The 21,071-nt window shown below is 69.8% G+C and carries 16 protein-coding genes and 2 pseudogenes; 9 read left to right on the top strand and 9 right to left on the bottom strand.

Annotation, left to right across the window (positions count from 1 at the left end; all coding sequences use genetic code 11):
• Positions 1-1,476: 1,476 nt before the first annotated feature.
• On the top strand, positions 1,477-2,307 hold the full coding sequence (locus ABZS54_RS34285; RefSeq protein ID WP_355545189.1) for a hypothetical protein: 831 nt from the start codon (positions 1,477-1,479) through the stop codon (positions 2,305-2,307).
• A 35-nt stretch (positions 2,308-2,342) separates the two neighbouring features.
• Here ABZS54_RS34285 and ABZS54_RS34280 read toward each other — a convergent pair whose 3' ends face one another.
• The 3 genes from ABZS54_RS34280 to ABZS54_RS34270 are packed head-to-tail and all read right to left on the bottom strand — an operon-like array spanning position 2,343 to position 6,501.
• Entirely contained in the window at positions 2,343-2,867 is a 525-nt protein-coding gene (locus tag ABZS54_RS34280) for a DUF6262 family protein (RefSeq protein ID WP_355545186.1), read from the bottom strand.
• Positions 2,864-5,338 (bottom strand): site-specific integrase, encoded by a 2,475-nt coding sequence (locus ABZS54_RS34275; protein WP_355545184.1) that lies wholly within the window; start codon positions 5,336-5,338, stop codon positions 2,864-2,866. Before ABZS54_RS34275 ends, ABZS54_RS34280 begins: the two co-directional genes overlap by 4 nt.
• A complete protein-coding gene (locus ABZS54_RS34270; protein ID WP_355545182.1) occupies positions 5,335-6,501 on the bottom strand; it encodes a tyrosine-type recombinase/integrase in 1,167 nt (388 codons plus the stop codon). The genes ABZS54_RS34275 and ABZS54_RS34270 overlap by 4 nt, the downstream gene beginning before the upstream one ends.
• Between ABZS54_RS34270 and ABZS54_RS34265 the strand changes: the two genes are divergently transcribed.
• The 4 genes from ABZS54_RS34265 (at position 6,467) to ABZS54_RS34250 (ending at position 9,651) form a co-directional block, all read left to right on the top strand.
• Complete coding sequence (locus ABZS54_RS34265) at positions 6,467-7,387, top strand: Ku protein (RefSeq protein WP_355545180.1); 921 nt, start codon at positions 6,467-6,469, stop codon at positions 7,385-7,387. The two genes, ABZS54_RS34270 and ABZS54_RS34265, sit on opposite strands and share 35 nt — an antisense overlap.
• Positions 7,388-7,933: 546 nt before the next feature.
• Positions 7,934-8,368 carry a hypothetical protein gene (locus tag ABZS54_RS34260; protein ID WP_355545177.1) on the top strand — a complete coding sequence of 145 codons (435 nt, stop codon included), beginning with the start codon at positions 7,934-7,936 and terminating at the stop codon, positions 8,366-8,368.
• Between the two features lie 61 nt (positions 8,369-8,429).
• Positions 8,430-8,624, top strand: a complete 195-nt coding sequence (locus ABZS54_RS34255; RefSeq protein ID WP_355545174.1) for a hypothetical protein — start codon at positions 8,430-8,432, stop codon at positions 8,622-8,624.
• A 334-nt stretch (positions 8,625-8,958) separates the two neighbouring features.
• Positions 8,959-9,651: a DUF6461 domain-containing protein gene (locus ABZS54_RS34250; protein WP_355545171.1), complete on the top strand. Its 693-nt coding sequence runs from the start codon at positions 8,959-8,961 to the stop codon at positions 9,649-9,651.
• A gap of 101 nt (positions 9,652-9,752) precedes the next feature.
• Here the strand turns inward: ABZS54_RS34250 and ABZS54_RS34245 are convergent, their stop codons facing one another.
• Positions 9,753-10,814 carry a hypothetical protein gene (locus ABZS54_RS34245; RefSeq protein ID WP_355545168.1) on the bottom strand — a complete coding sequence of 354 codons (1,062 nt, stop codon included), beginning with the start codon at positions 10,812-10,814 and terminating at the stop codon, positions 9,753-9,755.
• 448 nt (positions 10,815-11,262) lie between these two features.
• Between ABZS54_RS34245 and ABZS54_RS34240 the strand changes: the two genes are divergently transcribed.
• The 4 genes and pseudogenes from ABZS54_RS34240 to ABZS54_RS34225 all read left to right on the top strand — a co-directional run bounded on the left by ABZS54_RS34240 (position 11,263) and on the right by ABZS54_RS34225 (position 14,945).
• Positions 11,263-11,697 carry a hypothetical protein gene (locus tag ABZS54_RS34240; protein ID WP_355545165.1) on the top strand — a complete coding sequence of 145 codons (435 nt, stop codon included), beginning with the start codon at positions 11,263-11,265 and terminating at the stop codon, positions 11,695-11,697.
• Positions 11,694-11,903, top strand: a complete 210-nt coding sequence (locus ABZS54_RS34235; protein ID WP_355545162.1) for a hypothetical protein — start codon at positions 11,694-11,696, stop codon at positions 11,901-11,903. The genes ABZS54_RS34240 and ABZS54_RS34235 overlap by 4 nt, the downstream gene beginning before the upstream one ends.
• Positions 11,904-12,115: 212 nt before the next feature.
• Positions 12,116-12,406: pseudogene (locus ABZS54_RS34230) on the top strand (DEAD/DEAH box helicase family protein); the annotation flags it as partial.
• 142 nt (positions 12,407-12,548) lie between these two features.
• A complete protein-coding gene (locus ABZS54_RS34225; protein WP_355545159.1) occupies positions 12,549-14,945 on the top strand; it encodes a Helicase associated domain protein in 2,397 nt (798 codons plus the stop codon).
• Positions 14,946-14,987: 42 nt separating this feature from the next.
• Here ABZS54_RS34225 and ABZS54_RS34220 read toward each other — a convergent pair whose 3' ends face one another.
• The 5 genes and pseudogenes from ABZS54_RS34220 to ABZS54_RS34200 all read right to left on the bottom strand — a co-directional run.
• Entirely contained in the window at positions 14,988-16,940 is a 1,953-nt protein-coding gene (locus tag ABZS54_RS34220) for a serine/threonine-protein kinase (RefSeq protein ID WP_355545156.1), read from the bottom strand.
• Between the two features lie 689 nt (positions 16,941-17,629).
• Positions 17,630-18,478: a hypothetical protein gene (locus tag ABZS54_RS34215; protein WP_355545153.1), complete on the bottom strand. Its 849-nt coding sequence runs from the start codon at positions 18,476-18,478 to the stop codon at positions 17,630-17,632.
• A gap of 280 nt (positions 18,479-18,758) precedes the next feature.
• Entirely contained in the window at positions 18,759-19,202 is a 444-nt protein-coding gene (locus tag ABZS54_RS34210; RefSeq protein ID WP_355545150.1) for a hypothetical protein, read from the bottom strand.
• Between the two features lie 244 nt (positions 19,203-19,446).
• On the bottom strand, positions 19,447-20,028 hold the full coding sequence (locus ABZS54_RS34205) for a transcriptional regulator (RefSeq protein ID WP_355545147.1): 582 nt from the start codon (positions 20,026-20,028) through the stop codon (positions 19,447-19,449).
• A gap of 7 nt (positions 20,029-20,035) precedes the next feature.
• Positions 20,036-21,071, bottom strand: a pseudogene (locus ABZS54_RS34200) (hypothetical protein); the annotation flags it as partial.

The following is a 21,071-nucleotide window of genomic DNA, read 5'->3' as shown; positions in this document are numbered from 1 at the left end:
CCCGGCGCGCCCCGCCCCCCCCTGGGCCCCCCCCGGGGGGGGGGGGGCCCGCGGGGCGCCCGGCCCGGGGGCCCGGGGGGGGGGGGGGCGGGGGGGGCCCCCCCGCCCCGATCCTCGTATCCGCCGACCGTTCGACCCACCGGAGCGTTCGGAACGTGTCGGGCAGGGCGTTCGCCCGGGGCCGTATCGGGCGCGCGGACCACAGCAACGGCCCATGGCCGATGTCGCCGACCCGCTCCGGTGCGGACGACAACGTGCTCGGGGGAAGCTGCACCCCTCGCGTGGAGCTCGAACAGCGGCGAGCCTCGCCTGCGGCCCGAAGGCCGAAGGGGCGACGGCAGACGCTGCCGCGCGCGACGGCGCGGCCGCCCGAATGCCGTGGCGATCGAAGTCGGTCGGTGACGAAGCGTTCCTGGCCACCACCACATTGATCCCATACGATCGAAATCGGTTATTTGGTGTCATTTGGCAAGGAGTGTGTATGCGGGCGACGTGGAAGGGATCCATCTCGTTCGGGTTGGTGAGCATCCCGGTCGAGTTGTATCCCGCAACCGTTTCGGAGAGTCGCTCCGCGGCGCACCAGGTCCACGAGAGCGACGGCGGTTCTCTGGGGGCGCAAGCTTTTGCTGCGGTCATGGTCTCGTGTTGATGCAGCTCAGCGCTGGCTGAGCTGAGGCTAGCCATCGCTACACCCGTGGTGCTATCCCCAATTTGAGTGACCTCATGCGGAAGACTGTTCGGACTTCAGGAGCGTCGCGACCGGCGGCTCTTCCGCGGTTCTCCGATGTCCGACCCCGGTTGACCTCGCTGACGCACTGCCGCAGGGTGATCGTCTGGGCCAGGGGAAGCCTCCTTCCAGTTGCCATCCTGTATGTAGCGCCGACGATGGGTTCATGAATCGGCGGGTTGCACGGACCACGGCGTAAGGCGGACGGTGATGGCGGTTCCGATTTTGCATAGCACTCCGGGGCGTTTCCCCGAGTCCTTTAGAGCGGATTCTCTCGCGGACTGGGTCGACGCGAATCGAAGTCAATGGGGCATCGAACCTCGGGGGGCCGCATGGATCAAGTCGGACGGCGGCGACGCGATTTCAGGTAGAGAAATCGCCAAAAAATATAAGACCTTGCTTCACTATACGAGGCATGAATTTAGAGCGGCCATTGAAAGGGATGGCCTTTTCGGTGGATGCTACTTCACTCCCACTCCCTACTCGGCTTGCGCTTCTCTGTCTGCGATTGGACTGCAGGCTCCGGTCGATGTGGTGGTGGTCGTAGACCCAGTCTCGATCGATGAATGGTACGGCCCGGCGCTTGCCGTTCCATCTCAACTGGATGTCGCCAGGGATCTTTGGCCGGGGGGTGCCATCGAATTCCTATGTCCCGAGCGTGTTCCTCTTGAGAGTATTCTGCACGTTGCGGAGATGCGCTCCTGCAGCGATGCTCCCTGGGACTGGGTGCTCCACCCGAGGAGTCAGTAATGCAGTCACTCTATGAGGAAATCGCGAAGGTGGTGTCTGGTGCGGTTGCTAAAGCCGCTGAAACGAGATCAGAGACGCCGAAAAGGCCCGTGCGCGTGTGGGACGGCATGCAGGCCGTCTGGGTGGTCTACGAGAGTGACCCGATCGGTAGAGTAGAGGCATCGCTGACCTTGAGGCCCGACGACGTAAGAATGCTCGGCAAGGAAGACCTCGCGCGAGAGTTTAGGGTCACCGTAGGAAGCCGAGCTTGGCTCGACGACGAACACCAGCCTATTTGGTCCTCTTCGGACAGATACTCCCGAACCATTGAGCAAGAGGTGTTCGAAGATGAACTGGCAAAGTGGATCGTAGGGACTGTCTCCGCTGCACTGGAACGCGCCTCTCGGGGACTCCGCCCCAGTTCGATGGTAGGACAGTCAGTCAGCGCCCCGAGTTCGGATGCTCCGGACCGACTTGTCAGGGCACCATCTTCTGCGATCCCGCGAAAGAAGGAAATGGTGACCGCTGAAAAGACGCTGGCTAAGGCGGCCGCCAAGAAGACAAGCTCCGGGAAGAAGGCGGCACCGGCAAAGAAGACCACCGAGAAGAAGCCGGCGGCGAAGAGGACCACCGGAAAAATGGCGGCACCGGCAAAGAAAAGCCCTGCGAAGAAGACCACGGCAAAAAAGACCAGCGCAGAAGACGCAGCGGCGAAGAGGACCACCGGAAAAAGGGCGGCACCGGCAAAGAAAGGCCTCGTGAAGAAGACCACGGAGAAGAAAACCAGCGCGAAGAAGACGCCATCGGCAAAGAAGACCACCGCCAAGAAGGCAACCGCTCGGCAGAGGTAACCGAGCTGGCCACCTCCACCGAGCGCGCGAACTGGCTATCCGGGCCCTGACGAATTGAGAGCGCGCGTCAGTTCCCGGTTGGCTGCGCGGGCAGCCTCAAGTTCCTCTGTGCGTTCGTCCACCTTGCCCTTGGTGTCGACGAGGTCTTGTTCAAGCAATGTGATGCGTCGCTGGAGCTGGTCGATGTCGGCTGGCGCTCCGAGGCCGGACTCCGCCCAGACTCTGTCGCCAAGCTGGGACGATAGGCGGTTCTCCAGCTGTCGGACCCGTGCCGCGAGGCGCTTATTGCATTCCAGCGCGTTCGCCAGGTCGGTTTGGAGCGAGGCCCGGCTGACCGCTGCAATCCGGCCCTCCTCGACGGGGGTATTGGCGGCGGCGTGGACGCGTTCTAGCAGGTCACGGTGGCGATAGAGGAAAGTACGATCCACTCGTGCCGCGCGGGCGAGCGAGGAGACGGTAATGTCCTCGCCCGTCCGGAGCACGGCGTCGATGGCCTTGAGTACGCGTTCGCGCCGCCGGGCAGAGTCGGCTCGCCGCCCATCGATCATGGTGCTGTTCATGCGATCCTGTCAGGGCGAATGTCGGGCAGGGGCTGACGGATGCGGGGCAGGCCGAGCGAGACGACCTGGCGGGTCCGACGGACCACGGTGACAGCCTCCCGGATCTGCGTTCGATCATCGTCGGTGAGTTCGTCCAGGTCCTCCTTGAGGCGGCGGACCAGACGGCGAACGCGGGTGATCTCCTCGTCCGAGGGCATCGCCTCGGCCTTCGCCCAGCCGTCCGCTTGGACGAAGGCCGCCAACCGCTCACGGTTGCGCAGGAGGTCGGCCAGGTATGCCTCCAGGTCGGGCAGGTAGGAGATGTCGGTGCGGAAGTGGCCGCAGCCCACACAACGGAACCTCACGGGGCAGTCGTGTCCGCCTGTGGCGACGTTCGAGGGTTCGGTGCAGACCCCGTAGGGCGCCGTGACCTCGCCCATGGCGCGACGGGTGTGCTCGGAGTCCAGCAGGGCCTGGGCCGTGCGCCACACGCGAGTGCCGTGCCGGTCGAACTGCATCGCGGTAACCCGTTCGACGGCCTCGCGGCGGCGGCTCTCGCCGACGCGGTAGTACGCCTGGGTGGTGCTCATCTGTCGGTGGTCCATCAGTTCGCGCAGGACGTCGACGGGCACGCCCGCGTCGGCATGACGCTGGGCGTAGGAGTGTCGGTAGGCGTAGAGGAACATCCTGCGCGCGTCGAACGGCACCGTCGTGCGAGGCTCGCCCGCGCGGGCGGTGACCGGGACGTGGATGGGGTCCAGGGTGTCGATCCACATACGGTGCACCTCGCTCACCCATCCCGCGGACACGCATTTGCGTCCTTCGAGGCAGGCGATCTTGCCGGGCAACAGGGCGAGTTCGTGACTTGGGGTGGTGGGGAAGCGTGCGCGTACGCGTTCCTGTTGGCCGACGATCAGACGGGCCGTGGCGTCGGCGATCGGCAGGCGACGCCGGTGTCGATTGCCCTTGAGGTTGGAGTAGATCAGCACGGGATGGCCATCGCCGTCGCGTTCGAGGCAGTCCCAGGGCAGTGCGCAGATCTCCCCGGGACGGCGTCCGGTGTCGATGACGAGTTCGATCGCGGTGCGGACCTCGCTCGTCGCCAGATCGTCCAGGCGTCCCAACTGGGCCACGAGGGCGCGCATGACCTCGACGGGGAGGTCCTTGCCCGTCTCGGTGTCCTCGGGATCGTCGGGGATGTGGCTCTCGGTGAGGGCGAAGTCGTCGGACAGCCCGTGCAGCGGCTCACCCTCGCGGTTCAGGCCCAAGGAGCGCATACGCGTCAGGGCGTTGCGCACGCCGCGGCAGACCGTCAGGCGTGTGCGCGCGGTGATCTCCTTGTGGTCTTGGAGGTGGGCGAGTTGGTTGCAGAACGCGCTCACGTCCTGCGCCCCGAGGTGACGCGGGTCCAGGCCGTGGTCCTCGCGCTGTGATCGCAGGCTCTGCGACAGTCGCGCGAGTGCGTTGATGACGTCCTGGACCGGGCTTGCGGGCCTGGCGCCGCGGCGTTGGGGAAGGTCGTCCGCGGCCCAGCGTTTCGCGGCCTCGCGCAGCCAGGGTTGGTGGATGTGGCCGAAGTGCAGTCGTCCGGGGACGCCGAAGGCCCTCCCGTCCCACACGTCCTTGTGGCATTCGACCTCGGCGGAAAGTGTCACGCCGGTCGCCGCCGCCACCAGCGAGCTCAACAGGCCCCGGACTCCGCGCTGTGTAGGTGTGGGGTCGACGTCGTGCAAGGAGGGGTATTCGCCGTTGCGCAGGAGGAGGACCAGGGGGTGGAACTGGTAGTGGCGGGTGCGGTAGCCCAGGCGGGTGCGTTCCTGGAGTCCGAACAGCAGCTCGGCGACGACGCGGTCGGGCATTCCCAGGAGGCCGATCACGTTGCCCTCGCTCACCGGTTGTGTCGTGCGCCGCCAGCGTTCCTCGTCGATGTCCGGAGTGTGGGTGCGCGCGAACGCCAGACGGTTGCCGTGTGCCTGGCAGTACGAGGACCGGATGCCCTGGCGTTGCCTGTCGCAGGCCACGACCAGGCACGGCCCGTAGGAGGGCAGCGGTGTGGCCGCGGGATGGCGGAGGAAGTCCTCCAGGGCGAGGCCGAGCACGTTCTTGCGTTGGTGGTCGTGGGCGGTGCACAACTGCTTGACCGCGCTTCGCCACACGCGTTCGCACGCTCGGACCCGGCACGGTTCCGGCTTGGACAGACGCCGCCAACGCCTGCGTGTGTCGGCCAGGTAGTCCTCGATGGGGCGCCCGTCCGCGCGCCATCGTCCGCGGCACGAGCAACACAGCCGGTCACGCGCCGGCGCGCCCTCCAGGCACCCCGGGACCCGGCACTTCTTCCACCCCAGCAAGGGATGCTCCTGGGGAAACGTCACCTTGCGGCTCACGGGATCCCAGGACACGGTCGCGAGGAACTCGGCCTTCAGTCCCCGCGCGATCGGATCGTCGGCCCACTGCCGCGCCGAGGGCGCCGGGATCACACGCGTCGCGGTCACAGCCCGGCCCCTTCGGCGCCGACGGTGCGCGGTACCGGCACGCGCTCGACGGCGGCCCGCAACCGGGACGCCGACGGATGCAGGTACGGCCGCGCGGACTCCGGGTGCTCGTGCCCGAGGAGAGCCTGGACCTCGTCCAGGCTCCCACCGGCGTCGGCGACGTTGCTCGCCATGGCGTGCCGCATCATGTGCGGCGCGATACGACGCTCCAGACCCGCCCGGCGTGCCAGCGACTCCGTCAACTCGCCGATCGCGTCCGGCGTCACGGGCGAACCCACCGGCGGCCGGAACAGGTTCACCAGGAGGAAGTCGCTGCCGCCCGCACCGAGCAGTTCGTGGCGCTCCAAGGCGTACTGGTCGAACGCACGCACCACGAGGAAGTCCAGCGGCAACACGTGGGACTTGCGCGACTTCGACCACGCGCCGTTCTCGTTGTCCCGGCGCACCACGTGCACGTGTGCCCCCGAGACGTCGCAACCCAGCGCACGCGCGTCCATCACCACGTGCGGGTCCCGGCGCCGCAGCCCGGCCACCTGCCCGCGACGCAGACCCACCCGCGAGAGCAACAACACGATCAGCCGGTCCCGCGCCGACCGGCACGCCAGGAACATCGCCACGACCTCTTCGTCCGAGGCCCGATCCACGCCCGTCTGCGGCTCGTTCACCCGATGACGAGCGCGCAGCCGATACCGCATGCCGCCGCTCTCGCCCCGCGCCCGGAGCGGCAGGTCCCGATCGTCGCCGAGCTCGTAGACCTGCTCCAACACCCACCCCGGGGCCGCCTTGTTCACCACCGCGTGCAACAGGAACATCCGCACCGCGGTCAGCACCCGGTTGATCCGACTCTCCCCGCGCACCGGCACACCACCCGGACCCGGCACCACCACGACCGGAACCTCGCCCGCCCGCGGTGTCCACCGCAACCACACGATGAACAAACCCATGTCCCGGGCCGCCGTCCGCCAGTCCCGACCCGTCGCCGCGCACCAGTCCAGGAACAACGACAGGCCCTCCGCGTAGGCCTTCGTCGTCGTCTCTGCCCGGCCACGAGCCAACCGCAGTTCACGCAGAAACCGATCGACGTCGCCCACCACCGCCAACTCGTCGTCCAGCACCGTCCAATACCGGGTGCCCGACGGCATCACCACAGGAAACGCGCGCATTCCAGCCTCTCCTCCACGTATCGATCGCAACGATCCACCGCAGAGCCACACCACCCGAGAACGGTCGTCCCAGCCTCAACGAGAAGGCGGGGCACGACGTCACACCACAGTGCGAGAACCCCCCGAGAACGGTGGCCGAATCCGATACCGGAGGGTGTGCGAGCTGGATGGGGAGGAGGTCCCCTACGCCGAGATCGCCAAGGCCTACGAGTCCTCGGACGGGCGCCAAGTCGTGCTCACCGACGAGGACATGGCCGAGTTGCCGCTGCCCAGCAAGAAGATCGTCGACGTGCTCGCGTTCGTCGACGAGGCCGACATCGACCCGCTCGCCCTGTCCAAGCCCTACTTTCTCGGGCCCGCCGGGCCCACCGCGACCAAGCCTTACGTCCTCATCCGCGAGGCCCTAGCCGGACAGGGCCGGGCGGCCGTCACCAAGATCACCCTGTCCACCCGCGAAAGCCTGGCGTTGGTCCGGGTGCAAGGGGAGGTCCTCACCCTCCAGACGATGTTGTGGCCGGACGAACTCCGTGCCCCCGAGGGCATCGCCCCCACGGAGAAGGTCACCATCCGCCCCCAGGAATTGAAGATGGCCGCCTCGCTGATGGACACGCTCAGCGAGGATTTCGAACTTGTTGATGTACACGACGACTATCAACGCGCACTGGACGCCCTGGTCGAGGCCAAGGCCGCCGGCGCCCACCCCGACGAGGCCGCCGAACGCACCGCGACCGCGGAGAACGTCGTCGATCTGATGTCCGCACTCACCGCCAGCGTCGAGGCGGCCACCAAGGACCGCCCCAAGGCCGCGAAGCGCACGGCGTCCAAGACCGCGGGCAGCACGAGGAAGAACGGCCCTGCGGCCCGAACACGCAAGAAGACGGGCTGAACCCGATCACCCGCCCGGCCGGGACCGGTCGAACCCGGGCGCCGGTCAAGGGTCCCTCCATATCGCGGACGTGGGCGGCGACCCGATTCGCCGCGTCGTCCGCGACACCGGGTCGGCGCGTTCGTCGAACGGAACGCATGGGGTCGGCTTGGCTACGTTCGCACCGCGTGTCGGCAGCTGCCGAGAGTCGGTCCTACCGGCGCTGGAAGAGGCGGACGGACGTGTGGTGCGTGAGGTTCGCAAGGATCTCGCGCAGCCACGGGGCGCGAACGCCCGGCAGTCGGACCAGGGGTGTACTCGAACGTTCCCCGGTCGATCCGGACGGGGCCGTTGGGGAGCAGTGGGGTCGGGTCGTCGCGGAGGACGTCCCGGGGCAGTGCGCCCGACACGGGAACGGGCAGGCGCGGGCGGGGATTGCCATTGGGTTGGAGTGGCACTCGACCCGACGCGTATCGATCCGTGGGATGCGCGGATCGCGCGTCGCGCGCCCGAGAGCGGAAAGCGGCCCTCGCGAGGTTCCCGGACGGGCACCGGTACGCTGAGGCAATGACCGGGTTCGACGATGCTGATCGAAGGCAACTCCTTGTTGTGTTGCACGAGTACGCCGAACACGCCCTCGACGAGCTGACCCTGTTGCGGGCCCGGACGAAGTACGGGGACGTGTACGTCGAGGTGTTCCGCACACTCCTCCCGGACATGACCGACGACTCTTTCCACTCGATCGACCACCTGCTGCCCCCGCTCGGTGCGCGGGAGAACCGGTTCACCCCGGCCCACGAGATTCGACTCGCCGTCCTGGTCCGCGCGTACGCCGAACACGACCTCGACCAGTGGACCGCGCTGCAGACGCGAACCACCCGCGGACCCGTCTACATCGGAATCCTCAACTCACCGCCCGCTGACAGAACCCACGACGACTACCGCTCGCTCGATCACCTCCTTCCGGCACCGGGCATCGAGAACCGAAGCGACAGCCGCTGAGCCCGCAGGAACGGCCGGCGGCCCGTGGGCCCGCACGTGACGGTTCGTCGGGGAGGTGGGAGTGAACGCACCGGCCGACCTGCTGAAGGACCTCACCGAGCGCATCGGGGTGACATTCGTGTACGCGGGGTTCGACGTGGCCGCCGCATCGTTGTTCGGCGGGGTACGCGGGGCCGGCTGGCCGGACGGGGCCTCGCTGATCGACTACGAGCGTTCCCCGCCCGGCTCGGGAAACGCGAACTCTGCAACGAGTTGATCGCCGGGGTGGGAAACCGTCCTTGAGCCGAACGCACACCGCGCCGGGACAGCCCCGCCGCCTCGCCGTCCACCTCCACGGCGATCGTGGCGCAGGAGTCGAGCCGGTAGCCGAGCGGCAGGAACGCCGCGGCCGGGGTGTACCCGTCCCTTTCATCGACGTGCGCGGGGAGTCCGGGACGCGAGCGTCGCCCAAGCGGACGCCGTCGTGGTGGCCGTCGAGTCCACCGATGCCGTACAACGCCGACACCGCCCCACGGATCGCGAGTGGGCCGGGCACGTTTCCCCACGTGTGTGGCGCGGCGGGTGTCGGACACCGGCCCTACGGTGTGGGCATGGGTGCCTGGGACGGTATCGCGTGGCTGCGCGAGGCCCGCGAGTTCGGATCCGACTACTGCGTGACGTTCGCCCGGGGCCTGGAGCCCCTGGAGTTGCTGACCCGCCTGGGCTGCGATCCGGCGACGGCCGCGCCGATGGGGCTCGTCGACGCCACCGAGACCTACTTCGACACCGGCGTCGAGACCATCCGGGCCGGCACCTCGCGCGGATGGGCGTACGCCGTGGAAACCACCGGGAACCGCGGATTCGAGGACGGTGTCCTGGCCGCGGTCTCCGCCGGCACCGAGGCGGTACTCGTGTACGGCGACTGCAACCCCGTCGCGTACCTGATCCACGCCGAGGACGGCGAGGTCGTGTGCGGTTTCGAGGAAGACGCTCCCGAGGACCGCTTCGGCACGGACCCCGACCGGCTCCTCCCCCACATGATCGCCGCCGGGCTCCTCACCCCGCACGGCACACCCCCCGACGACGACGCCCCGACGCGGGGTTGCGAACTGCGCATGGCCGAGACCGTGTTCGGCCTCGACCTCCCCCACGACCTCGTCGTCCACGGCGCACTCCTCGCGGCCGGACTGCGCGAAGGACTCCCCGCACCCCTACCCGTCGACACCTCGCCACCACAACCGATCCCCGACACAGGACCCATCACCCTGACGGCCACGGCCGTCGCCGAACCACCCGGCGAGTAGACGACGGCAAGCATTCCGCTCCTTCCCCGCCTCCCGCAATGCCGAGACACCGACGCGGACCGCCGCCGAAGCGCCCGATCGCCGCAGCCGCCACCGAGCCGTCAAAAGGGCGGGTCGTCGGCGCAGCCCTCGGCCTCCGCCCACAGGCGGCCGTCGGCCACCGAACGGCGGAACGGGTCCGGATCGAGCAACTGCCGCAGGATGTGGGTCGATCCGGCGCCGTCGCGGTCGACCCGGCCCAGCCAGGGCACCGAGGCCATCGCACGGTCGAGTTCGGGGGTGACGCACGCGTCGAGGACGGCGCGCAGGTCGTCGGGCACGGGGTCCTCGACCAGACACAACCACCCCAGGGCGGCGCCCACCCGGACCTCGGCCGGGCGCGCGGGGTCCGACCACAGGGCGCGGGTGAAGACGGCGGCGTCCTCGTGTCGGTGTTCCCGGGCCGACTGCGCGATCGCCAGGACCAGGCTCGCGCGTACACGCGCGTGGTCCTCGATCCGGAAGCGGTCGTGCAGGGCGGCGGAGATCTCCCCGGCCCGACCCGAGGCCGCGGCCAGGGCGTACGCGGCCGCCACCCGGACATCGGGGTCCGGGTCGTGAAGGAGCGCGATCGGAAGGTGCGCGTCCGCGGCGATCGCGTCGCGCGCCGCCTCCACGGTCCAGTTCTGGAAGTAGCCGCCCACATCGAAGTGTCCGTGGTCGTCGTCGGAATCGGCCACCCGCAACAGATCGGCGCGGGAATCCTCCTGACAATCACAGCGCGCCACCATCGCGACCAGGAACAGCGCGCCCACGCGGGGATGCGCGCAGCGATCCGCGGCGATCCGCAACAGGAACGGCACCACCAGCGGCGCCACCGAACCCCGCGAGCCCTGATGACAGATCGAGCCCCACAACGACCGGAGCGACCGCTCCGCCGTCACGACTTCGACGGAACGCACCTGCTCCAGGAGGTCCGGGACGTTCGCACCCGAACCGTATGCGTGAGCGAACCGACCCCACGGCACCCGGTCGTACACGAAACCGTCCCACACCTCCACCGGCATCCCCGCCACCACGGTGCGCACGTCCCTGTCGGACCCTTCCCACCGCTCCGACCAGTCCCGCGGCAACGCATCGACCCGGGCGTCGTGCAACGCCTTCGCGCCGACACCGTCGTCCATCCCGCACCCCTCCCCCGACCCCCCGCACCGACACGACGACAACCCTCCACGCCCTCACACACACCCGACCGTTCGCGAGGGCAGCCGCGCCACCGCCCCGGACCGGCGGGAGCGGAGCATAGCCGGCCCCACCGACACCCGGCATCGGACAGCAGGGGCTCCTCCCGGAGGTCGTTGTCGGTGGACGCGCAGGCGAGAACCGAGAACGCATGTAGGCCGGCGAGTCCGGTTCGGGTCCGGCCACAACCCGTGGGCGCGTTCGATCGGTGCCCAAGGGTCCCGTCCGCCGATCCACGCAACCGGCCGGCGACCACGCCCGGGGGATGGCGCCGCCGGGCCCGAAAAGGGCGGATCCGCTCGATCGCGTCCTGCCCGACGAACCCCGGGATTGATTTCACTCAACGAAATATGTTGCGATCATCGCAATTCATTGCGCAGACTGAACAGCATGAGTGTGTACGAAGACATTGCCGCGATCCTCCACCCGATGCCCGAACCGGGCGCCGTCGATCCCGAGTTCCACAGCGACGTCCGCCACGACGTCGACGCGGCCCGCAAGGAGACGGTCCTCCACCTCGAGGCCGCCTCGGACGCGGACGCCGAGAACGAGCCGTTGCTGTCGGCGATCGCCGCCGCCAAGTGGCGCCGCGACCTGGCCGAGGCCGAGATCCGCCGCCTGGTCGCCTACGGCCGCGAATTCACCCGGCCCCGCCCCTACCGACTCGCCGACCTCGCCGACGCCAGCGGCATGTCCATCTCCGGCGTCCGCACCACCTACGACCACACCGACGTCGCCGACGTGCAGCACGCCGTCGGCCGCAGGCCCCGCGAATGGCGCGCCACCACCCCCGACGACCCCCCGGACGACGCAGGCACCGCATGACCACACCCCCGGCCGGACAACCACCGCCCGACTGCACCTGCCCGACCCCGCGGACAAACCTGGTCACCGTCGTCGAGGGCCGGCGCCTGCGCGCCCGCCCCGCCACGACCCCGGGACCGGTCTCCGCGCTCTACCTCGCGCACTGCGCCCGCTGCGGCGCCCGGTACCCGGGCCCGTGGCGACTGGCCCCCGACCGAACCCCGTAGCCCCGAAGGCAGGCGCCTTCGGCCCCGACACCAGCCCGCGACGGGGAACGACCCCACGCCGATCCCGACGACCTCCCGCGCGAACGATCGCCGGCACTCCGGGACGGAGCACGCTCGACGCGCGGCGCACGCACGTCGCCGAACGCCTACCATTCCGACAGCCCCGTCGCCCCGACCCGAACACCCGGCTCGCACACGCGGAGAGGTCACCGATGCGGAACCCCACGACCCCCTCCACACGCCGTCCCGCACGCAACACCACGCCCGCACTGCGCCCCCACCAACGCGACGCCCTCGCCGCGATCGTCCGCGAACTGGAGAACCCGGACCCCGAAACGGCTGGCAGCACCCGGTACAGCGGACGCCGGGCCACCGCGGTCATGGCCTGCGGCACCGGCAAGACGTGGGTCGCCGCCGCAACCGCCGCGACCCTCGCCGCGCACGACCGCGTCCTGGTCCTCGTACCCACCCTCGACCTCCTCGTCCAGACCGTGCGGGCGTGGCAGCGGGCCGGGCGGGTGGGCGGGACGCAGGTGGCGGTGTGTTCCCTCGGCGGCGACGCGGCGTTGGGCCGCTTCGGAGTGCGGGCGACCACCAGCGCCCCCGCAACTCGCGTTGTGGGCCGCGGGCGACAGGCCGTTGACGGTGTATGCCACCTACCAGTCGCTGGGCACGATCCTGGACGCCCACACGGGCGTGTACGGGCTGCGGTTGAAGCCGTGGCGGCTCGTGTGCGTCGACGAGGGACACCGCACCAGCGGATCGCTCGCGAAGGACTGGGGAGCCGTCCACGACGACCGACGCCTGCCGGCCCAGGGGCGCCTGTACCTGACCGCGACCCCACGCGTGTGGGAACCACCCGCCAACAGCACCTACAGCGAAGGCACCGGCGAGGGAGAGGCCGAACTGCCCCCGATCCTCGCCGACGACGCGGCGTGGGACGACCCGGACGCGGTGGGCCCGGGCGGGCTCGACAACCTCGCCGAGGACGAAGGCGGCCGGGACGACGACGGTGACGAGGGCGACGAGGGCGGCGTCGGGCCGATCCGGGTGCGCGGTGGACGCCCGGTCCACTCGCCGCTGCCGTTCCACGCGGTCGCGTCCATGGAGAACGAGGAGATCTTCGGCCCCACCGTCCACCGCCTGGAACTCGCGGCGGGGGTGCGTCTGGGCCTGCTCGCGAGGCCTCGGATCGTGGTGGTCGACGTCGCCGACCCCACCGTCCAGAACCTGGCCACGGCCGGCGGGCTCGACCTCAACCGCGGCCCGGGCCGGCGCACCCTGGAGGAGGTCGAGGAATACCGGGCCGCGCGCCTGGCCGCCCTGCAAACCGCCGTGCTGCGGGTCGCCGCCGACCAGGATCTGAACACCGTCATCGCCTACCATGCGCGGACCGCCGAGGCCCAGGCCTGCGCGGAGACCCTCCCCGACGTCGCCAAGCGGCTGCACGAGACCGACCCTCAGCGGTATCCGGCCGGGGTGTGGGCGGACTGGCTGTGCGGTGAGCACGAGACCGAGCACCGGCGGCGGGTGCTGGGTGACTTCGCCGCGCACACCGACCAGGAGCCAGCCGGACTCTTCGAGGTTCCCGACCGGAGTGGGATGGTGACGCGGCGGGCGGTGCTCTCCAACGTGCGTGTCCTCGCCGAAGGCGTCGACCTGCGGGCCGATGCGGTGGCGTTCATGGACCCCAAGCTGAGTGTGATCGAGATCGTCCAGGCCATCGGGAGGGTCCTGCGCCAGGAACCCCACGAGGGTCGGATCGCGACGATCATCGTGCCCGTGTTCCTCGCCGCCGGGGAACAACCCGACGACATGCTCGTCTCCGACTCCTACCACTTCCTCGTGCGCGTGCTCCACGCCCTCGCCGCGCACGACAGCCGCGTCCTGGACATGCTCGCCACACCCGCACCCAGCGGCAGCCACTTCCGACTCACGGCATCGACGGACACCGACGCCGAGGGCAACGAGGCCCCGGGAACGCGGGGCGACGAGAGCGAGGCGGCCGAGGAGGACTCCGAAGGGGACATGGGCGAGGAACCCGGGGACGACGAGGAGCGGTTCCTCGTGAGGTTCATGACCGAGCGCGACCCCGCCCTCCTCGCCGACTTCGTCAAACTCAGGGTCATCGACCCCGAACGCCGGGACTGGCGCCGCGGCTACCTCGCCGCCCGACGATGGCACGCCGCGCACGGTGATCTGAGGGTTCCGTTGGAGGCGATCGACTACGATGTCGAGACCGGCACCAGTCATCCCGTGGGGGCGTGGATCAGCGAGCAGCGCAGGGCGTGGTCGGCGGGGACGATCAGCGCGCGGCGGATCGAACTGCTCGAGGCGCTGGGGATGGTGTGGAGCCCGGACGACGCCGCGTTCGAGGACGGACTCGCCATGTGCCGGGCGTACCACGCCGTCCACGGACACTTGGCCGCGCCCAAGAACGCCGCCGTCAACAACTACCCCGTCGGGCAATTCCTCGCGAACTGCCGCCGCCCGTTGGAGTCCCGCAAGAACCCCGCGCGCTGGGCGCAGCGGTGGGAGCGCCTGGCCGAGATCGATCCCGACTGGAACCCCACCGGACGTGAGGACCCCGCCCTGCGGTGGTCGCTGGACTGGCAACGCATACTCGCGACGGTGCGACTGCACATCGAGGCGGGTGGAAGCCTCGATGAACTCGTGCCCGGACGCACCGTCGGCGGGGAGGACGTCGGGGCATGGCTGGAACGGCAACGGCGCAGCGGCGCTGGCCTGTCGGCAGCGCAGCGGGAGGCGCTGGCCGAGGTGGGCGTCGAGGTGGCCGAGGTCCCGGTGCGGCGCTCGGTGTCGGTGGACCGGTGGGCGTTGACCCTGGCCGCGGCGGCGGCGTTCCGCGCGCGGCAAGGGCATTTGACCGTGCCGCGCAAGCACGTCGAGACCGTCGAGGTGGGCGGTGAGGTGCACCGGGTGAAGTTGGGTGTTGCCCTCGCCAACGCACGACAGCGACAGGCCTCTTGGGCAACGGAACGTGTCGCGGCCCTGACCGGGCTGGGGATGCGCTGGGTGTAGCGCCGGCCATTGTGGTTTGTTGTGCGTGGTGGCGAACGCGCTTCAAGGGTGTGTCGCCCAGAGGTGGACCTTTCCGTGGTGGCCGACGGCGAGGGTGCCGCCGTCCGGGCTGAAGGTCAGCGCTGTGACTCTCGCGGATTTGTCGGCGATGGTCAGCAGTTGTTCGTCCGTGTGGGCGTTGCGGATGATGACCACGCCGTTTTCGTCGCCGGACGCCAGCACGTGGCCGTCGGGGCTGTACGCCAGCGATGTGATCGGGCGGAAGTGTCCGGTGAGGCGGCGGTGTCGTTTGCCGGTGTGTGCCTCCCAGACGTGGACGACGTGACCGTGACTCGAGGGGCCTGGGTACCATACGGCGGCGAGTTGGCGGCCGTCGGGGCTGTACGCCAGCCGGGTGAGCGACAGGTTGTCGCGGTCTTCTCCGGTGAGCCGGCGGCGGCGTGGTTTGCGGGTGTGGAGGTCCCAGATGCATACGCTCCCGTTGGCGTCCCGGGTGGCGAGCACTTGACCGTTCGGGCTGAGCGCTGTCGGGCCCGTGGCGGCGGAAAGGCCCGTTCGGCCCAGGGGGCCGGAGAGGTCGGGCATTGCCTTGCCCGTCTGTGTGTCCCACAGGCGACACTCACCGTAGGTGCCGATGACGAGGATGCGGCCGTCCGGGCTGAACACCAGGGAGTTGACGGTCCTGGTGTATCCGGCGAGTCGACCGCGTGGCGTGCCCGTGTGCGGATCCCACAGCCGGACGCTTTCGTCGCCGTCGCTCGCGGCGAGTGTGTGCCCGTCGGGGTGGAACGCCAAGGCGTGGACGCATTTGGTCCCGTTCAGGAGATGCAGTCGCTCGCCGGTGAGCGGGTCCCAGAGTTGCACATCCCCCTGTGAGTCGCCCGCGGCGAAGGTGCGGCCGTCCGGGCTGAATGCCACCGCGTTCACGGACGCGACGGTGGTGTCCTTCGTGAGGGTGCGGCGCAGTTCGTAGACGAACTCTGTGGCGCCGGGCGCCACGCGGGGGGAGGTGACCGTGGGCACTGTGGACGTCGGTCCTCGGTGGTGTCGGATGCCCTGGTTGTGATCGGCGGGTGTCGTCGCTGTGTGGTCGGACAGTCGGCCGGGGTTCCGCCTGGTCGTTGCGGACTGGGGCGAAGGACCGTCGGCCGAGGTTGCGGACCTGTCGGGGGCCGGTGCGCGGTGTGTGGTGAGGCGGGTCAGCCGCTTGGCGACATCGAGGGCGGAGGCGGGGCGGTGTTCGGGGTCCTTGGCCAACAGGGCCAGTACGAGGTCGTCGAGTCCGGTCGGGACGCCGGCGCGCACGGCGCCGGGGGGTCGCGGTGCGCGGCGCAGGTGGGCGTTCATCATGGAGACCGGTCCCGTGGCGTCGAACGGCGGGTTGCCGGTGAGCAGTTCGTGCAGGACGCAGCCGAGGGAGTACAGGTCCGAGCGGGTGTCGCCGGGCTGCTCGTCGAACCGTTCGGGCGGCATGTAGGCCAGTGTTCCCATGACCTTGCTGGAGTGGTGGGTGCTTTCGACATATCGGGCGATGCCGAAGTCGAGGACCTTGACGTCGCCGGCCGTGGTGAGCATGAGGTTGGCGGGCTTGAGGTCGCGGTGCACCACGCCCGCGTCGTGCGCGGCCGCCAGCGCCGTGGCGGCGCGCGCTGCCCAGTCGACGGCGGTGACCACCGGCGGCGGCCCGTCCTTGGACAGCACGGTCGCCAGGTCACGGCCGGTGAGGAACTCCATGACCAGGAACAGTGTTCCCTCGCCCGGGTCCTGGCCAAGGTCGTACACGGTGACCACTCCGGGATGGTTCAGGCCTCCGGCCACCCGTGCTTCGCGGAGGAACAGCGCCGCACCGGAGGTGTCCCGGACATCGTGCACCAGCAGCTTGATCGCGACCCGGCGCTCGATCGCGCGGTCCCGCCCCTCCCACACCTCCCCCATCCCGCCACGACCGACGAACCGCACCAGTTCGTATCGACCGGCCAGAACCCGCGCAACCATCCGCCCCCCGAACACAACTGCGGCACCCCGGTATCCGACGCCCATCCTTCCCTGCCCCGACGAGGCGCACCGCCGGAACCTTTCTGCGGCGTGGTATGCGCCCACGAAATCAGCGCATCGAAGCCACACATCGACAACACTCTTCCCGCGCCGGCCCGGAATGCAACCCCATGTGGCGTCCCGGGGGGTCCGAGCAACCTGTCGTCTACTCGATCGCGTGGGCCGACACCGCTGCGAGCCCTCGGCGACTCCTCGACCGAACCGGCCACACCACCGCTCCCGCCACCCGATGATGCCAAGGATCGGGGTGAGAGCCTTCGTCCGGCGACGCGTTCGTCTCGTTCCGGTGAACCGCCCCCACCGGGGCCGGGTTGGTGTAAGGGTGGGCGGGTGCCCTTCGTGGGGTCCACACATCTCGCCTCGTGGCGTGCCGTGCGGGCTGTGCCTCGCGCAGGTCGACGGGAAAGGCTCCGACCGCGCCAACGCGCGGCCGGAGCCTTTCCCCGTTCGTCACGCGGACGACCCGGTGGAGGGGATGGCCGGTCGCCCGTGGACGAGTTCAGGCCGACTCGCCCCCGTCGGATCCGGTCCGCGATGCTCTCGATCTGTTGGTCGGACAACAGGTTCATGGTCGCCAGGAGTTGTCTCGGACATCAATGGCGGGCGGCGGGGCGCGGGTGGCGTCGGTGCTATTGCCGGGGCAGATGCGGGATCAGGACCTTCAGGTCTCGGGCGACGCGCTCCGCCAGGACGGTGGGGTCGTTCGCGGTCCACTGGTGCGCCGTTGCGATCGCGTCGGCGCCTTTCGTACGGGACTTGCCCATCGTCGGGACCGCGCCGGACTGGACCCGGGCGGTGAACGTCGACGGAGCGGGCGGCCTCGGCAGGAACAGCAGGGGGTGGTGCGGGGTGAATCCGAAGTGGCCGATGGTCGCCGCGGGTTCCTCGTCGAAGAGTTGCGGCTCGGTCCACAGGCCGACGCTCACGACCGTCCACGAGTGCGGTGGCGGCGAGTCCCGGTCCTCGCACAGCCACAGGTCGAACGTGCCCACAAGGAGCTTTTCCTCCCATTTCCAGACCTTGGCCTGCGGGTCGAGTTCGTGGGCCCCGTCGACGCGCAGCGGCATCAGAGCGCGTTCGAACGGGCCGATCAGGTCCTCGTACAGGGCCCGCATGTCGCTCGACGCCGCGTGGTCGACGGTTTGTTCCCGGTCCGGGGTGATCTCCCACTCCAGGCCGGCGGGCAGTTCGCCGGCCAGGTGGCGGCGCAGCGGTTCGAAGGCGAGCGGGATGCCGCCGGTGCCGTGTCGGGCGTGCTCGACCTGCGGGACCCGCACCCACCAGGCGTAGTACGGGACTCCGTCCTCGGAGGAGTCGTAGTCGACGCAGTTCTCGTATACGCAGCCCGACGTGGCGGCGAGCTCGGTCATCGCCTGCTCGGTGCGATCGGCCAGGTCCGGCTCCTTGCCCGCCAGGCGGTTCGGGTCGTCGACGTTGATCCGCCACACCACCCACGCCAGGTTCTGCCAATCGATCATCGTTTGCGCGCCCGCTCTCCGCGTCGTTGCCCGGCGACCAGTACAGCAGCGGCCGTGCCGGCGACGTGCCGGTTCACCGATTTCGAGTTCGTCGACGAGCCGACGCGAACCCACCCTGTGCGGCGATCGCGCGCCCGTTCGGCGACGTGGAGATAGTCGCCCGGGACCGGGCGCCGTCGGTGGTGGAGCGTCCGTGTGTGGCGGTGGTGAGGGCGAAGTGGCCCTGGTCCAGGGGAAGACGATCTCGCGGAAGGACCTGCGCAGCCGGGCGAGACCCGGGTCAGGAGCGGTCTCGGATGCGGTCCAGGTCCGCGTCGAGGACGGCGAGATCCGGGTGGTCCCGCAGTTCCTGTTCCCGTGCCCAGTCCTCGAGGTCGGCCTTGTGCGCGGTGCGCACCTGCTCGACGCCGGTGCCGGTGAGGATCGCGAGCAACTCCGCGTGAGAGTCGCTCAGGCCGCGGTAGCGGTTCGCGGGGGCGAAGGAGGACGCGGCCTCGGCGGGGAGCGTGGAGCCGGCCGCAGCGAGCCCGTCGACCAGCCAACGCCGAAACGGCGTGCCCTGGGTCCTCCAGGCCGGGTCGTAGTCCTCGAACCCCGGATCGGGATCGTCGAGATCACCGACCAACCACCGCCGAAACCGCGAACCCCCGGCGCTCCCGGCCGGGTCGAAATCATCGTGATCGTCGTGATCGGGAGCATCGGAGGCGGAACCGAAGGCGGCCATGGTCGAAGCCTAACCGCGCCCGCAGTGGCGTACGTGGGATCCACCCACACGAGTGACATCCCCACCGGGACCGTACGAGGTTCGCCGTGAAGGTGGGGCCGTCGACGGAAGCGCGGACCCACCGTTCACTCTTGCGGGGGATGGCGTTCGGGGCTGCGAGCGGCAAGTCTCGAATGTGGCCAACGATCCGACGAAGAGCCGTCGTTCGGGTGATTCGCAGTCCGGGATCCGGAAAACTTGCAGGTCAGGCCGCGAAGCCGACCCCTGCGGAGAACTCGTAGCCGCCCCAGTCCGAACCAAGATCGGCAAGGACCTCGTCGGTCCACAGCTCGTCCAGCCTCTGTTCGTCCCCGGCCGCCCAGGCGCGCACGATCGCGTCCCAGCGACGGACGTTGACGTTGCGATGCCCGGCCACGCCCGCGCGGCGGTGCGGCTCGCGCACCCCGGACTGGTCGTGCGGGTGCAGTTCCACGCGGGTGCCGCGACCGTTGTTGTTCAGGCGGCGGGTCAGCGAGCGGACCACGTTGTGCCGGCGCAGGTCCCGGTAGGCGGTCTCGATCCGGCGCAGGTTCGCCCGGTTGGGGGTCTGGTCCTCGGCGAGCCACGCGGCGAGCGTGCGGGGGGTGATGGCGATCCCGGCGGTGTCCATGGCGGTGTAGCCGGCTCCAGAGGCGGTGAGGTAGCGAAGGCGTGCGGCGAGGCCGCGTTCGGTGTCGACGGGTGAGGTGATGCCGTCGGCGAGTTCGTCCAGGCGCTGCGCGGCGAGTTCGGAGGCGCGCATGCCGCGCATCCCGTATTTGCCGGGCTCCAGGGAGCGGTACGGCATGCGGCGTTCAGCTCCTTTCCTTGGTCTGGAGGATGTAGGTGTCCTTGATCTTGACGTCGCCGACGCCGCGGCCCTCGGTGAAGACGGTGCGCCAGTCTCTGCCGGTGAGGTGGAGTTCGTCGGTGCCCATCACCCGTACGACGGTCAGGCCGCCCTGGTGGGCCTTGAAGGCCTTGACCCACAGGTTGGAGAAGGCCTGGGAGCGGATGATGTGCATCCAGTCGGGGCGGTTGATCTCCCGGTTGTAGTTGGACCCGCCCATGGTGGAGACGAGTTTGGCGTACATCTGCTTCACGTAGTCCAGGGTGACGTCGTCCCCCTCCGCGATCGCGGTGTCGCGGGCGTCGCGCAACGCGGTCCGCAGCCGCTCCAGGAGGTTCTCCGTCGCCACCGCCGTCCACGATTCCAGGACCTGCGGTTCCTCGCACAGATTGCCGTACGCGGGCGAGGCGCAGCGCAGGAGGAGACGCAGGGTGGGGTCGGTGATCCACAGCGGACCCGGCTCGTCCCGGTCCCCGAGGGGGTTGGGCAGGGTGTCGTGGTCCCAGGCCGGGGGGTCGATCAGGTAGATGCCGGCGCGGCGCCGTTTGCGCCCGCGGGGGCCTTCGTGGTCGTCCAGGTCGGGGCCGGCGCGGTGTTCGAGGGGGCCGATGGGCAGGTGGGCCTTGAGTGCGGACAGGTAGGCGGCGTTCATGTCCAGCGCGACGACCTCGTGATCCCCCGCCGGCAGGTGCTTGTTGCGCCACTTGGGGCGGGCCTCCCACACCGCGTCCGATTCCTCCTTGCTGCGCTTGCGCAGCAACTCCGGCAACGGCGGATACCACGTGTGCTCGTACCGCGAACCCGCCCGGGACAGGCGCAGGAGCTCCATCACGTCCGGGATCGCCCGGCGGGCCAACGCCTCCCCCGCGGCGGCCATGTCGCCCTCGGCGGCTGCGAGTTCCTCCGCGACCGCGCCGGCGATCGCGCCGGGCAGGGGGTCCTCGTCGGTGTCCGCAACGACCCTGCGCGCCTTCGAGACGGCCGGGGCCTTCGACGCGGTC

Origin of the sequence: Embleya sp. NPDC005575 (assembly GCF_040605455.1) — a bacterium.
Taxonomy (GTDB): domain Bacteria; phylum Actinomycetota; class Actinomycetes; order Streptomycetales; family Streptomycetaceae; genus Embleya.
The sequence above is the reverse complement of the archived record's forward strand: the minus strand, read 5'-3'. Positions and strand labels throughout refer to the sequence as shown.

What these genes read in the sequence shown, in the direction of transcription:
- ABZS54_RS34245 (WP_355545168.1), bottom strand. Translation starts at nt 10,814, where the DNA reads ATGGACGACGGTGTCGGCGCGAAGGCGTTGCACGACGCCCGGGTCGAT.
- ABZS54_RS34285 (WP_355545189.1), top strand. Translation starts at nt 1,477, where the DNA reads ATGCAGTCACTCTATGAGGAAATCGCGAAGGTGGTGTCTGGTGCGGTT.
- ABZS54_RS34235 (WP_355545162.1), top strand. Translation starts at nt 11,694, where the DNA reads ATGACCACACCCCCGGCCGGACAACCACCGCCCGACTGCACCTGCCCG.
- ABZS54_RS34220 (WP_355545156.1), bottom strand. Translation starts at nt 16,940, where the DNA reads ATGGTTGCGCGGGTTCTGGCCGGTCGATACGAACTGGTGCGGTTCGTC.
- ABZS54_RS34215 (WP_355545153.1), bottom strand. Translation starts at nt 18,478, where the DNA reads ATGATCGATTGGCAGAACCTGGCGTGGGTGGTGTGGCGGATCAACGTC.
- ABZS54_RS34250 (WP_355545171.1), top strand. Translation starts at nt 8,959, where the DNA reads ATGGGTGCCTGGGACGGTATCGCGTGGCTGCGCGAGGCCCGCGAGTTC.
- ABZS54_RS34240 (WP_355545165.1), top strand. Translation starts at nt 11,263, where the DNA reads ATGAGTGTGTACGAAGACATTGCCGCGATCCTCCACCCGATGCCCGAA.
- ABZS54_RS34260 (WP_355545177.1), top strand. Translation starts at nt 7,934, where the DNA reads ATGACCGGGTTCGACGATGCTGATCGAAGGCAACTCCTTGTTGTGTTG.
- ABZS54_RS34210 (WP_355545150.1), bottom strand. Translation starts at nt 19,202, where the DNA reads ATGGCCGCCTTCGGTTCCGCCTCCGATGCTCCCGATCACGACGATCAC.
- ABZS54_RS34270 (WP_355545182.1), bottom strand. Translation starts at nt 6,501, where the DNA reads ATGCGCGCGTTTCCTGTGGTGATGCCGTCGGGCACCCGGTATTGGACG.
- ABZS54_RS34205 (WP_355545147.1), bottom strand. Translation starts at nt 20,028, where the DNA reads ATGCCGTACCGCTCCCTGGAGCCCGGCAAATACGGGATGCGCGGCATG.
- ABZS54_RS34280 (WP_355545186.1), bottom strand. Translation starts at nt 2,867, where the DNA reads ATGAACAGCACCATGATCGATGGGCGGCGAGCCGACTCTGCCCGGCGG.